The sequence below is a fragment of the Mycobacterium sp. NGS16 genome (assembly GCF_059813225.1).
In genome coordinates, this window is the sequence record NZ_JCALEE010000010.1 from 25,443 (window position 1) to 37,612 (window position 12,170).

Genomic DNA, 12,170 nt, shown 5'->3' on the forward strand with positions numbered 1-12,170 from the left:
CCTTGCGGTCAACAGGCGGCGGCGGACTCCCTGATGGTGAACGGCAGCAGCTGCTGGGCGCTGGCGAAGTCCTCGGCAAGCGCATCGGTGCTCTGGGCGCCCATGTACAAGGTGGCCAACTCGTAGCGGTAGGGATTCTGGTTGGGCAGCTCCGAGAGCCGGTCCCCCACCGCTACGGTGATCTCCACCAAAGTGTCGGGAAAGCGTTCGCGGACCCGTTCGATATCCGACGCACTGGGCACGGCCTCGACCACGCCGTCGGTCTCGTGGCCCATCAGGCATTTCGCGGCCGTGGCGAACTTCCCGGCGCGGGCGTGCGGCCGCGGACGCCGGCCCAGCGCGACGTCGATGGCGAATTCGTGGTTCGACACCCCGTCCACCTTCGCGAACAAGTCACTGTGCGACTGCGAGATTCGGGTATTGACCTCGATCAACCAGAGCTTGTCGGCGTCGGCGTCCCACATGAACTCGGCGTTGAAGCACCCGTTGTCGAATCCGACGTGCCGCACGTAGCGCTCGGTGACATCGATCATGCGCTGCTGCAACGCAGAACTGATCGACGAAGCCGGATAGTCGAGGCGGTCGAAGCTGTGCCCGTCGGCGGCCCGGTGCATGTCGAACACGCCGTGCACCAGGAAATCCCCGCGGTACATCGACCCCTCGGGGGCGGCCTGGACCCCCGAAACGATGCTTTCGGCAATGCACGCCGTGCCGGTCACCCCCTCGACGCGCTCGGGGAGATCGACCATCCCCAGCGCCTCGTCGAACGCGTCCCCGTATCGGCGGATGCTCGCCCGGATCTCGTCGAGCGCCTCGGCGAACTGTGCCCGGGTGTGGATTTCGAACCCAAGTTGCGATGAATGTGACTTGACCGGCTTGACCCAGAACGGAAATGCGACATCCCCGGCGTCCAGGGCGTCCAGGGCGTCGTCGTCGAACGGGTCGAACGCCGCGAAGGCCGGCACGCATTCGGGAACCGATTCGCGTTGGGTCAGCCGCGACCAGTACTTGTGCTCGCACGTCAGGATGCTGCGCAGACTCGGAGCCGGGATGTCGTGCTCGGCAGCCAGCACCGGGCCCAGCACGCTGGTGGGAAAGTCCCAATGCGCGATGATCGCGTCTACGGTGCCGTCGAACCCGGCGAGCTGCGCGCGGGCCTCATCCAGGAGGGCGCCGAGTTCGTAGTGCTCGGCGCCGACCAGCACGTCGTAGTCGAGCAGACCATGAAAGCGCAGTTCGTCGGCGCCACGTACGGTGTGCAGCTCACCGCGCTGCTGCTCGCTGAGTCCCAGCACGAACACGTTTTTGGGCATATGGTCTGGGATGCCCGTTGTAGCGCCAGGCAAACCGGGTAACCCGTCAGCCATGGTCTCGCTACGTTCCCACCTGGTGACGATCTCCCTGCGCGCCCAGCGCAGTAAACGCTTCTACGCCGACCCGGCGGTGATGCGGGCACGCCTGCCCAAACACCAGAGTCCGCACAAGACCGAGCCGATCCGCTCGGTGCGCCGGCGGGTCCGGGTCGCCGAAAGCCACGTCGGCCAGACCCGCTGCTATGTGCTCGAGCCCCGTTCCGGCGCTGGCAGCCGGCGGGTGCTGCACCTGCACGGCGGTGGGTTCGTCGAAGAACCCGAGCCGCACCATTGGCGGTTTCTGCGGTGGCTGGTCGAGCACGCCGACGCCACCGTCGTGTTTCCCATCTACCCGCTGTGCCCCTCGGCCGGCCATCGGCGGATCCGCGCCTGCGTGCGCGCGGTATACGACCGGTACCTCGCGGACCACGGCGGGGCCTGCTATGTGTTCGGGGACTCGGCGGGCGGCGCGCTCACCACCGACCTGGTCGAGACGCTGCGCCGGGAGCGGGGGCGGTTGCCGACGGGCCTGGGACTGATCTCCCCCTGGCTGGATCTGGCGGTGGCCGACCCGCGTTCAGCGCGGATTGAACCGCACGACCCGGAGTTGGGAATCGAAGGCCTGCGCCAGGCCGGCCGGTGGTATGCCGCCGGGGAATCCCTCGAGGATCCGGGAATCAGCCCGGTGCACGCCGATTTCACCGGCTTCCCACCGATGGTGATGTTCACCGGAACCCGCGACATTCTCAATCCCGACGCCCGCCGGCTGTGTGACGCGGCCACCGCCAGCGGTGTACGGGTCGACTTTCACGAGTACGACGGGATGTTTCACAACTGGCTGATGCAGCCCATTCCCGAGGGCGCCCGGGCCCGGGCACAGGTGGGCCGGTTCTTCGAAGAGGTCTTCGAGACGGTTTAAAGCGTGGCCGGCCGGATGACGACCACGGATCTGGTGCGCTGGCCGGAATCCTGCAACAGCGCGATCACCCGGCCATCCGGGGCGGTCGCCGCGTAGACGCCGTCGATGCCGGCGGACACCAGTGGGCGGCCGTGGCTGACGTCCAGCTCCTCGTCGGGGGTCAGGTCGCGGCGCGGAAAGCTCTGCAGGCAGGCCTCATCCAGGCTGTAGCTCAGCTGCGGGGCGTCGCCGAGCTCTTCGAGGGTGCGCGCCTGATCCAGCCCGAAACGCCCGGCCCGGGTGCGCCGCAGGGCGGTCAAGTGCCCGCCGACGCCCAGCACGTTACCGAGGTCGCGGGCCAGCGCCCGGATGTAGGTGCCCGCCGAACAGTCCACCTCGACGTCGAGATCCACGAAGTCACCCACCCGTCTGACATCGAGCACCTCGAAGCGATCGATGCGCACCGGCCGGGCGGGCAGCTCGACGGCGTGCCCTTCCCGGGCCAACTGGTAGGACCGCTTGCCGGCGACCTTGATGGCGCTGACCGCCGAGGGCACCTGCGCGATATCGCCGCGCAGGCCCGAGACTGCGTCGGCAATCTGGGAGTCGGTGAGGTGGACGACTGAAACCGTCTGTAGCGCTTCGCCTTCGGCGTCCTCGGTGGAGGTGGTCTGACCCAGCCGGATAGTGGCGGCATAGGCCTTCGCCGACGTGGTGAGCAGGCCCAGAATCTTGGTGGCCCGTTCGATGCCGATCACCAGCACCCCGGTGGCCATCGGGTCCAGGGTGCCGGCATGGCCGACCTTGCGGGTGGAGAAGAATCGGCGGCACCGGGACACCACATCGTGGCTGGTGATTCCGGCCGGCTTGTCGACGATCACCAGGCCCGGTTGGGCGTTCACAGCACGATCGCGGTCAGCACCAGCCCGTCGCTGACCGACCACCGCCCGCGCAGCTCGGTCAGCGGCGGGCCCGTCAGCGCCGCAGGGTCGATGAGGATGCGGGAGACGAAACCACCGTCGGAATCGAAGCTGATGTGGGCATCTTCGAAGCCCAGCCAGCGCTTGGTCAGCGGAAACCATGCCTTGTAGGTGGCTTCCTTGGCGCAGAACAGAATCCGGTCCCAGTGCAGCTCACTCGGCAGGTCGGCCAGTTCGACGCGTTCGGCGGGCAGGCTGACCGCGTCGAGCACACCGTTGGGCAGCACGTCGTGCGGTTCGGCGTCGATGCCCACCGACCGCACGTCGGTATCGCGGCCTACCACCGCGCCGCGGAAACCCGCGCAGTGCGTCAGGCTGCCGACGATGCCGGCTGGCCAGCACGGTTCGCCCTTCTCCCCTTTGAGGATCGGCACCGGCGGCTGACCGAGCTCCTCGAGCGCCAATCGGGCGCAGTAGCGCGCCGTGACGAATTCGTTGCGCCGCTTGGCAACCGACCGCGCCACCAGCGGCTCCTCCTCCGGCAGCGGGGCCAAACCGGGCGGGTCGTCGTAGCGTTCGGCCCACGCCAGCGACCGCGCAGGGGCCAGCACCGTGTCGAGAAGTTTGCTCATCGGGACTGCCGTTGCCGCAGCCGTTCGGCGAATTTCGCACTCGCCGCGCGCATCTCGTCGGTGATGGTGAAGTGGCCGCCGAACTCGTTGAGGTAACCGGGCGGGTATTGCGGGTCGGGCAGCACCTGGCGCAGCCAGCGATGCGGCTTGCGGCGCTGCCACTCCCGCGGGTAGCCGACTGAGACCTCTTCGAAGCGCACCCCGTCGTAGAAGGTGGTGCGGGGGATGTGCAGGTGACCGTAGACCGAGCAGGTCGCGTTGTAGCGGGTGTGCCAGTCGGCGGTTTCGACGGTGCCGCACCACAGTGAGAACTCCGGGTAGTACAGCGCGTCGCAGGGCTCGCGCACCATCGGGAAATGGTTGACCAGCACGGTCGGCGTCATCCAGTCCAGATCTTCGAGGCGCTTGCGGGTGACGGCCACCCGGTCACGGCACCACGCGTCGCGGGTGCCGTAGGGCTCGGGAGACAGCAGGAACTCATCGGTGGCCACCACGTTCTTCTCCCGCGCGATGGCCAGCCCTTCGGCTTTGGTGGTCGCGCCGGCCGGCAGGAACGTGTAGTCGTAGAGCAGGAACATCGGCACGATGGTGGCCGGGCCGCCCTCCTCGGTCCACAGCGGGTACGGGTGCTCCGGGGTGATGACGCCCATCTGGTCGCACATGTCGACCAGATAGTCGTAGCGCGAGCGCCCGAACACCTGCATCGGGTCCTTGGTGGTGGTCCACAGCTCGTGGTTGCCGGGCACCCAGATCACCTTGGCGAACCGTTTCCGCAACAGGTCCAGCGACCAACGGATCTCGTCGGTGCGTTCGGCAACGTCACCGGCGACGATCAGCCAGTCGTCGGGGGTCGCCGGATGCAGCGACTCGGTGACCGGCTTGTTGCCCATGTGGCCGGTGTGCAGGTCGGAGATCGCCCACAGGGTCGGGCCGTGCGAGGCCGTCGGCTCGTGGATGGTCACGATCCTCAAGACTAGCGGCGCACGCGCGCACCGCGGCACCGGGCGAATTGGAACGTGTTCTCGCCGTTGCTGCAGTGGCCGGCGCCACAACTTGTACACTCCCGGGGAAAGTCCGGGCGGGAAGCGAGGAGTGGCATGCTCACCAAACTGCGTCTGGCCACGGCGTTCAGCGCGCTGGTGGTGGCCGTCGTGATGGTCTGGCAGCAGACACCGCCTGGCCGCAGCTCGGCCACCGCCGGGGCGCACGGGGTGCAGCTGCGCTCCACCGCCGCCCCGCTGGCCCCGCCGCCCACCTCGAGCAAGCCGGTCAACCTGACCAATCCGCGCCCGTTCGACGCCTGCGAGGACATCCCCTTCGACGTCATCGCCCAGCTCGGCCTGGCCTTCACCCCGCCCAAGCCGGTGGAGGGCGTGCGCTGCGAGTTCGATGCCGGCAACTACCAGATGGCCGTCGAAACCTTCGTGTGGCGCAGCTATGACGAGACCCTGCCCCCCGACGCGATCGAGATGGACATCGGCGGGCACCGCGCGGCGCAGTACTGGGTGATGAAGCCCACCGAGTGGAACAACCGGTGGTGGTTCTCCTGCATGGTCGCGTTCAAGACCAGCTACGGGCTGATCCAGCAGTCGCTGTATTACTCGCCGGTGTACTCCAACCCGGACATGGACTGCCAAGCCGAGAACCTGATGCGCGCCCACCAGCTGGCGCCGCACTACAAGTACTGATCCCGTGGTGAGCACCGCTCCGCGGCCCGCCGGCCGGCGCCTAGGTGATGTCGTGCTGAACCGGGCGCTGCGGCAGCTGCCCGCGCCCACCACCGGTTACACGGTGCGCCGCGAACGCATCCCGATGCGCGATGGCGTCACCTTGCTGGCCGACCACTACCAGCCGACCGGTGAGGTGGACGGCACCCTGCTGGTCCGCTGCCCCTACGGCCGGGGTTTCCCGTTCGCGCTGGTGTTCGGCCGGATGTACGCCGCCCGCGGCTATCGGGTGATCCTGCAGAGTGTCCGCGGCACGTTCGGCTCAGCCGGTGTGTTCGAGCCGATGGTCCACGAGGCCGCCGACGGCGCCGACACCGTGGCGTGGCTGCGCACCCAGCCGTGGTTCACCGGCACCTTCGGCACCATTGGCATCTCCTATCTCGGATTCACCCAGTGGGCGTTGCTGGCCGACCCACCGCCGGAGCTGGCCGCCGCCGTGGTCACCGTCGGGCCGCACGATCTGTACCGGTCGACCTGGGGTACCGGAGCGTTCGCCGTCAACGACTTTCTGGGCTGGAGTCATTTGATGGCCCACCAGGAGGACCGCCCCCGGATCCGGGCCGGCATTCACCAGTTGACCGCGGGGCGCAAGGTGAAGCGCGCCGCGGCCGGGCGGCCGTTGGGCGCGGCCGGCCGCAAGCTGTTGGGCAACGCCTCGACCTGGTACGAGCGCTGGATTGAACACCCCGACGCCGACGACCCGTTCTGGGATGCGCTGCGCCATCCGGCGGCGCTGGAGCGCTCCCGGGTTCCGGTGCTGCTGTTGGGCGGCTGGCAGGACCTGTTCCTGGATCAGACGTTGGCCCAGTACCGGGCGTTGCGCGACCGCGGCGTGGAGGTCGCGATGACCATCGGGCCCTGGACCCACACCCAGATGCTCACCACCGGGCTGGGCCGGGTCACCGCCGAGTCGCTGCAGTGGCTGGACACCCACTTGCGCGGCTCGGTCCGCAACCCGCGGCCGAGCCGGGTCCGGATCTTCCGGGCCGGGCGAGGCTGGTGCGACCGGTCGGATTGGGCGCCGGCCGAGGCCGCGCAGGCGTGGTACCTGCAGCCCGGTGGGATGCTCGGGCCGGCGTCGCCGGAGCCGGCAGCCGCGCCGGTCACCTTCCGGTTCGACCCCACCGACCCGCCGCCCACGATCGGCGGGCGGTTGCTGTCGGCGGCCGGCGGCTACCGCAACGACAGCCGGCTGCACCGTCGCGCCGACATGCTCAGCTTCACCGGCGCCGCGTTGACCGAGGACCTCGACGTCTGCGGCGTCCCGGTGCTGGAGTTGGACCACAGCAGCGACATCGGCGACGTCGACCTGTTCGTCCGGATCAGCGAGGTCGACGCGCGCGGTCGCTCCGTCAACGTCAGCGACGGCTACCGGCGGCTGCGGCGGCACACCGGAGGCGTGCGCATCGAGCTGGATGCCATCGCCCGCCGGTTCGCCGCCGGCACCCGGATTCGGGTGCTGATCGGCGGCGGCAACCACCCCCGCTACGCGGCGAACCCGGGCACCGGTGAACCGCCGATCACCGCAACCCGGGTGCAGCCGGCGGTGCACACCGTGCGGTTCGGCCGGTCACGGCTGCTGCTGCCCACGGACCGCGGCGACGGCCTTGACCAGTAGGTCTGACATCAGTCGCTGCGGATCCAACGCAGCGTCCGCGCTGCCCATCACCACGACCGACGTTCGGTCGTCGAGGGCGGCCGTGTACAGGTAGTCGGGATCCTCCTGGGGATCCTCGACGGTGAGCTTGGCCCCGGTCGTGGTGGCGCCGGCGATGCCCGGGGCGGGTATGCGCTCGACGGTCCCGGTCGCCTGCGGGGACCCGGACAGCGAGATCCGGTCGCAGCCTGCCGGAAGATCCTCGGCCGCAACCGGATTCGGTGATCGCAGGGCGACGACGTACATGTTGCCCTGATCGCCCTGCGCGATCACCCCGGCGGCTTGGGTGCCTACCGTCGGATCGGCATACCGCGGGATGACCGCCGCACGGCACTGCGGCGGATCGACCCGGGCGTCGGTGAACGCCGCGACCCCCGACCCGGCGATGTCCTGCTCGCCCAGCGTCTTGGCCGGGTGCGCCTGCGCGGTGAAGCCCTCGGGGAAGTCGTCTTTGACGGCGTCGACCCGCGAGATGTCATACGGTGCGGCGTCCTGCGCTGCTGCACCGGCCGGCCGTGGCGCCGCCGAACCGGCCGGGGCCGGCTCGGCGCTCTGACCGCACCCGGCGAGGGTCGCCCCCACACCGAGTGCAGCCACCACCATCAGCCCGTGGCGGGCGCCGGCTCGCCGACCGCGGTCAGGATTCGGCTGGCCCGCCACCGCGGTCACCACCACCACCACCAGTGGTGCCAGAAGTGGTGATGATGGCGCCACCAATGGTGGCCCCACCACTGAGGCATCGGCCCGGCGTGCCCGCCGGTGGCCAGCGCGCCCGGGCCCGCGACCGGCGGCTGGCCGCCGAGCACCAGCGGAGCACCGGTTACCTGCACCGTTGCCGGCGGTGATGCCGAGAACCCCGCCGGGGCGGCCTGTGCCGTCCCCGCAGCACCTGTCACCAGCGCACCGGCGAGCACGCCGGCGCTGATCGCTCCCGTCGCCACGCGGCGGCATGAATTCTTTGAAATCGACATCAGACCCTCCTTGTTCGATATTCGGATGCTAGCACCGCAACCGGACGCCAACAATGGCGAGGGCGAATGTTTTTCCGCCTCGCAAGACAGCGACGTATATGGTCGGTTAATTCGGTGATCATCCCGGATTATCGCAGGTGGGTCGCTATCTACTGATCTACTGACTCACTGATTTACGGGTTTCCGTATTTAATGAAAATATGACGCCGCCGACGCTGTAGATATGTCTTGCGGCACGGAATACGAATGAGTCCGATAGGGCCGCTGAAGGCGGTTGTTCGCGTCAAATGGGTAACGCCGGTCTGATCCTGGCTCCGGCACCGGGGCGAGTACCGGCTACCCTGGGCGGCAGTAGTGAGGCCACCACCGCAACCGAAGGTCACACGATGAGCGCCCAGCGAACAGCCGACTGGCCCCCCGCGCGTGAGCCCGGCATGAAGCCCACCGAACCGATCCCGCTCCGGCAGACCCGCACCCGCCGGACCGTCGACTTGTCGCCGGAGCAGCACCGCGCGCTCGATCGTTGGCAGCGCGACGCCGCCGACCGGGTGGGCTGCGCCCGCATCACCGGGCAAGAGGTCATGACGGCCCTGATCGACCAACTGCTGCGCGACCCGGATCTGTCGGCACAGATCATCCGGACCCTTCGGTCCCGGCGCTGAGCGCCCTGGCGATCTCCGCCACGGCTACGGTGAGGCGGTGACTGCTGACATCCTGCTGGTGCAGACCGAAGACCGGATCCGCACGCTGACCCTCAACCGCCCACAAGCCCGCAACGCCCTGTCGCGTGCGTTGCGTGACGCCACCTTCACCGCACTGGCGGACGCCGACGCCGACGACGATGTCGACGTGGTGATCCTCACCGGCGCCGACCCGGTGTTCTGCGCCGGCCTGGATCTCAAGGAATTCGGCGATTCGGCTGTGCTGCCGGACATCTCACCGCAGTGGCCGCCGCTGACCAAACCGGTGATCGGTGCGATCAACGGTGCGGCGGTGACCGGCGGCCTGGAGTTGGCGCTGTACTGCGACATCCTGATCGCCTCGGAGCAGGCCCGGTTCGCCGACACCCATGCCCGGGTCGGGCTGATGCCCAGCTGGGGCCTGAGCGTGCGGCTGCCACAACGTGTGGGGGTGGGCTTGGCCCGCCGGATGAGCCTGACCGGCGACTACCTGTCGGCGGCCGACGCGCTGCGGGCCGGCCTGGTCACCGAGGTGGTGCCGCACAGCGAGCTGCTGGGCGCCGCGCGTACGGTGGCGGCGTCGATCGTCGGCAACAACCAGGCCGCCGTGCGGGCACTGCTGGCCTCCTATCACCGCATCGACGAGTCGCAGACCGCCACCGGCCTGTGGATGGAGGCGATGGCAGCCAAACAATAGGCTGAACCGGGTGAGCGGCGCTGACGTCGCCGCCAACCGGGAGGCCGTGCTGAAACGTGGTCGCGCTCAGCTGCAATAAAAGCGACGTCCCAGGCGGTGCATGCGCACCGCCTGGGACGTGGCTACTTGCGACCCGCTCGTTAGATGTCGAGCCCCAGGAACGCGTCGCCCGGGTCCAGCAACGCGGAGGCGTCGAAGCCGCCGAACAGCGAGCTCAGGTCGAAGTCCCCGAACGGCGTCACGAAGGTGTCGGTGACGGTGGCGGCGGCGCCGTCCAGCCCCGGGATGGCGGTGTAGATATTGGCGAACCCGCCACCGAGGTTGAGCACGCTGTAGACCGAACCGACCGCCGGCAGGTCCGCGGCGTCGCCATCACCGGCGGTGACATCGTCGACGACGAACGACGTGGTGGTCATGCCCAACAGCTGCGTCACCGTCTCCTGGCCGTGCACGCTGCCCAGCAGCTCGGCGTCGGCACCGGTGCCGTCGTAGATGTTGAAGTCCTGCGACGTCAACGGCAGCGGCAACCAGGTGCCACCGAGGTTGAGCCCGGGCGTCCCGCCGCCGATGTTCAGCAACGGCGGAGCTCCGACGGTCTGGTAGACGGGCGCAAAGCCCTCGGTTGCGTCATCCCCCGATCCGGTGAATGGGTCGAAGGTGGTACCGCCGATCGCGAAGGCCTGCTCTCCACCTGCGGCGGTGCCCGCCTGCAGACCGGTGAACGCAGCACCCGGGTCCAGCGGCGCGGACGCATCGATGCCGGCGAACAGAGAGCTCAGATCCATGCTGCCGAACGGGGTCACGAAAACGTCGGTGATGGTGCCGTTTTCGCCCGGGGTGGCGACGTAGACGTTGGCGAATCCGCCGCCGAAGTTGAAGGCGTCATAGACCGTTCCCACCGCCGGCACGCCGTCGCCGTCGCCGCCGGTCACGACCAGTTGAGTGTTGGTCATGCCCAACAGGTTGGTCACGTCGACGCCGGTCGAGATGGTGCCGATCTGCGTGGCCTCATCCCCGGAACCGCTGTAGACGTCGAAGCTCTGGGTGGCCAGCGCGTTCCCGAGATGAGCCGGGTCGCCCAACGATGCGCCGCCGATGGCCAAGAACGGTGCCGCGCCGCCCAGCGCGGGGACTCCGGCGAAGCCCTCCGTCGTCGAGTCACCGGTGCCGGTGAACGGGTCGAGCGTGTAACCGCCGATCGCGAAGGCGTCGTCACCGCCGCCGGAGGCCCCCGCGTGCAGCGCGGCGAAGGCCTCGCCCGGCTGTAGCAGCGCCGAGGCGTCGATACCGGCGAACAACGAACTCAGGTCCATGCTCCCGAACGGCGTCACGAAGGTGTCGGTGATGGTGGCGTCGGCACCGTCGGCTCCCGGGACGGCGGTGTAGATGTTGGCGAAGCCGCCGCCGAAGTTGAACACGTCGTACACCGAGCCGACTGTCGGCAGGTCCGCCGCGGACCCGCCCGCTGCGGCATCGGCTTCGGTGACCGTGAACTGAGTGTTGGTGAAACCCGCCAGGTTCGTCACGACAACGCTGGAGTTGATGCTGCCCAGGCTGGTGCCGTCAGCACCGTACACCTCGAAGTTCTGGGGGGCGATGGGCAGCAGGCCGGCGGGGTTACCGCCGCCGAGGGTCAACAGCGGCGGGCCGCTGGTGAGCGGGTGCACCAGGGAGAAACCCTCCACGTCCGTTCCGGTGACGTTGCTGAACGGATCGAAGGTGTAGCCACCGATCGTGAAGGCGTCGGCGCCGGTGGCGCTGGGACCCACCGGGTCCGCATCCGGGCCGGCGACCGCGACCGCCGCCTGCAGAAACGCCGCCGTCAGCAACCCGCCGCCGACGGTCAGACCTGCGGCTATCAACCGATAATGCATCATTCGTGTGCTTCCTATCCCCTGCGTTCTCCACGGTCAGTGACTTACACCGCTGCGGTCAGCCGGTGTGCCACCGGTAACAACGGGACGAATACTACCCACGGGTAACCTAAATGTATAGATAGACCATGCAGGTTTTTTTCATCTTTTTGACGAACGCAGCGTTGCGGTAATGCACGCCGGCGGGTGACGCCGCCGGCTCAGCGGATCCGCCGGATGACCCGGCAGGGATTCCCGACCGCGACAACGCCGGCCGGGATATCCCGCGTTACCACGCTGCCGGCGCCGACGACGCTGTCGGCTCCGATCGACACCCCCGGACAGACGATCACGCCGGCCGCCAGCCAGACGTTGTCGCCGATGGTGATCGGCGCCGCCGACTCCCACCCGTCGCGCCGGGCATCGATGTCGTCGATCGGGTGCAGCGCCGTCAACAGCTGGACGCGCGGGCCGATCGAGACCTTATCGGCAATGGTGATGGGCGCGCAGTCGAGCATGATCGCGTCGTAGTTGATGAAGCACTCGGCGCCGATGCTGATGTATTTCCCGTAGTCGCAGCAGAATCGGGGCATGACCACCGAATTGGCCCCGAAGCCCCCGAGCAGGTCGGCCAACACGCTGCGGCGGCGGTCCTCATCATCGGGGTGGCTGTCGTTGAACGCGGCCAGCAGGCGCTGACACGCCTGCCGGTCGGCCACCAGATCGGGGTCCTCGGGGCGATACAGCGCCCCGCTGAGCATCCGATCGCGGTGAGTCGCCACG

The 12,170-nt window shown here is 68.7% G+C and carries 12 protein-coding genes and 1 pseudogene; 5 read left to right on the plus strand and 8 right to left on the minus strand.

What is annotated here, in order from left to right; genetic code table 11:
* Window positions 1-8: 8 nt before the first annotated feature.
* On the minus strand, window positions 9-1,313 hold the full coding sequence (locus tag AC5Y4Q_RS18585) for an ATP-grasp domain-containing protein (RefSeq protein WP_499959923.1): 1,305 nt from the start codon (window positions 1,311-1,313) through the stop codon (window positions 9-11).
* Window positions 1,314-1,389: 76 nt separating this feature from the next.
* Between AC5Y4Q_RS18585 and AC5Y4Q_RS18590 the strand changes: the two genes are divergently transcribed.
* On the plus strand, window positions 1,390-2,271 hold the full coding sequence (locus AC5Y4Q_RS18590; RefSeq protein ID WP_499959924.1) for an alpha/beta hydrolase fold domain-containing protein: 882 nt from the start codon (window positions 1,390-1,392) through the stop codon (window positions 2,269-2,271).
* Here the strand turns inward: AC5Y4Q_RS18590 and truB are convergent.
* The 3 genes from truB to pptH are packed head-to-tail and all read right to left on the minus strand — an operon-like array spanning window position 2,268 to window position 4,764.
* Window positions 2,268-3,152, minus strand: a complete 885-nt coding sequence (gene truB, locus AC5Y4Q_RS18595) for a tRNA pseudouridine(55) synthase TruB (RefSeq protein ID WP_499959925.1) — start codon at window positions 3,150-3,152, stop codon at window positions 2,268-2,270. The genes AC5Y4Q_RS18590 and truB overlap by 4 nt on opposite strands.
* Window positions 3,149-3,802 (minus strand): 4'-phosphopantetheinyl transferase PptT, encoded by a 654-nt coding sequence (gene pptT / locus AC5Y4Q_RS18600; protein WP_064921574.1) that lies wholly within the window; start codon window positions 3,800-3,802, stop codon window positions 3,149-3,151. Before pptT ends, truB begins: the two co-directional genes overlap by 4 nt.
* Window positions 3,799-4,764, minus strand: a complete 966-nt coding sequence (gene pptH / locus AC5Y4Q_RS18605; protein WP_064921575.1) for an ACP phosphodiesterase PptH — start codon at window positions 4,762-4,764, stop codon at window positions 3,799-3,801. Before pptH ends, pptT begins: the two co-directional genes overlap by 4 nt.
* A 135-nt stretch (window positions 4,765-4,899) precedes the next feature.
* On the opposite strand from pptH, the gene AC5Y4Q_RS18610 reads away from it, so the two are divergent.
* On the plus strand, window positions 4,900-5,490 hold the full coding sequence (locus AC5Y4Q_RS18610; RefSeq protein WP_064921576.1) for a DUF3558 domain-containing protein: 591 nt from the start codon (window positions 4,900-4,902) through the stop codon (window positions 5,488-5,490).
* 7 nt (window positions 5,491-5,497) lie between these two features.
* On the plus strand, window positions 5,498-7,147 hold the full coding sequence (locus AC5Y4Q_RS18615; RefSeq protein ID WP_125225635.1) for a CocE/NonD family hydrolase: 1,650 nt from the start codon (window positions 5,498-5,500) through the stop codon (window positions 7,145-7,147).
* Here AC5Y4Q_RS18615 and AC5Y4Q_RS18620 read toward each other — a convergent pair.
* Together AC5Y4Q_RS18620 and AC5Y4Q_RS18625 are read right to left on the minus strand one after the other, a co-directional pair.
* Window positions 7,100-7,855, minus strand: coding sequence for a DUF5642 family protein (locus AC5Y4Q_RS18620; protein ID WP_499959928.1), 756 nt, complete (start codon window positions 7,853-7,855; stop codon window positions 7,100-7,102). The two genes, AC5Y4Q_RS18615 and AC5Y4Q_RS18620, sit on opposite strands and share 48 nt — an antisense overlap.
* On the minus strand, window positions 7,852-8,157 hold the full coding sequence (locus AC5Y4Q_RS18625) for a hypothetical protein (protein WP_499959929.1): 306 nt from the start codon (window positions 8,155-8,157) through the stop codon (window positions 7,852-7,854). Before AC5Y4Q_RS18625 ends, AC5Y4Q_RS18620 begins: the two co-directional genes overlap by 4 nt.
* Before the next feature lie 434 nt (window positions 8,158-8,591).
* Here AC5Y4Q_RS18625 and AC5Y4Q_RS18630 point away from each other — a divergent pair, with 434 nt between their 5' ends.
* Together AC5Y4Q_RS18630 and AC5Y4Q_RS18635 are read left to right on the plus strand one after the other, a co-directional pair.
* The gene (locus AC5Y4Q_RS18630) at window positions 8,592-8,819 is read left to right on the plus strand and encodes a hypothetical protein (protein ID WP_419179752.1); all 228 of its coding nucleotides are present in this window, start codon (window positions 8,592-8,594) and stop codon (window positions 8,817-8,819) included.
* A gap of 37 nt (window positions 8,820-8,856) precedes the next feature.
* A pseudogene (locus AC5Y4Q_RS18635) lies at window positions 8,857-9,613 on the plus strand (enoyl-CoA hydratase).
* 61 nt (window positions 9,614-9,674) lie between these two features.
* Here the strand turns inward: AC5Y4Q_RS18635 and AC5Y4Q_RS18640 are convergent.
* A complete protein-coding gene (locus AC5Y4Q_RS18640; RefSeq protein WP_499959932.1) occupies window positions 9,675-11,411 on the minus strand; it encodes a hypothetical protein in 1,737 nt (578 codons plus the stop codon).
* A 197-nt stretch (window positions 11,412-11,608) separates the two neighbouring features.
* The gene (locus tag AC5Y4Q_RS18645) at window positions 11,609-12,169 is read right to left on the minus strand and encodes a sugar O-acetyltransferase (protein WP_109535649.1); all 561 of its coding nucleotides are present in this window, start codon (window positions 12,167-12,169) and stop codon (window positions 11,609-11,611) included.
* Window position 12,170: the final 1 nt, after the last annotated feature.